The sequence below is a fragment of the Vibrio sp. 03_296 genome (assembly GCF_002265885.1).
This window is the reverse complement of record NZ_NPKW01000991.1, coordinates 1-861: the sequence shown is the minus strand read 5'-3', so window position 1 is coordinate 861 and position 861 is coordinate 1. Positions and strand designations below refer to the sequence as shown.

The window sequence follows — 861 nt, the reverse complement described above, 5'->3', positions numbered from 1 at the left end:
TTCTCTCCCACTGGATTGGTTGCGAGAGTCGCGGTGCAAACGTTGGATGTTGGTCTATCCACTGACGATAGTGCTTGGTTTGTCAACGATCCGTATGCGTTGGGGTTGACCATCGCCTCGCCACTGAAGAAATTCCGTTTTTGTTGCTCATGAGCGTGCCAGTGTTGCTGCAGTWAACGTTGCTCAGCTCAGCCAAGTCTCCGCCTCTATGGGCTATTCACCGGTCACAGTTTGGTGGAAGACCGATCCTACCTCAGTGGTTAAGCAAATGCGTTTCCACTGTTTGCTGTGATGGCGTATGGCGTTGCGGTGGTTGATCTCAGTTTGATCCTCGGCCCAACCAATCCTGCCACGTTTGCCGTATTGGTTTGGCAGTGGTTTAGTGATCCTGAGTTGGAGCTATTACCAAGAGCTGCCGCAGGTGCGATGGTTCTGTTTGTTATCGCCAGTTTGCTTATGGCGGCTATCATGCTGTTTGAAAAGAGTGTCACGGGTTACTTTTGGTCGCTGGTCAGTATCCGGCCGATTTGGTTTTTCGCTGTCCAGGAAAACACTCTTTGCTTTTCAGCATTACTGGCACTGACTATGTTTCCTTTGATGTTGCTCTGGAGCTTTGCCCACCGCTGGCGATTCCCCGATCTTCTACCCAGCCGTTATAGCCTACGCTTTTGGCAGGCCGAATGGCAAAACGTACTGCCAACCGTGGAACAGAGTTTGCTTTTTGCCCTCGCAACAGCCAGTGTTGCTGTACTTTTGGCTTTGGTGGCACATGAATACCGCGATAAGCATCGAATTCATCTTCCTGGCTATGTCATTGCCTTGCCGATGTTGATCCCGCAACTTTCTATCTTGTTTGGATTG

The 861-nt window shown here is 50.3% G+C and carries 1 pseudogene; it reads left to right on the top strand.

The features are described from left to right. Positions 1 to 861, top strand: a pseudogene (locus CIK04_RS29380) (thiamine ABC transporter permease); the annotation flags it as partial.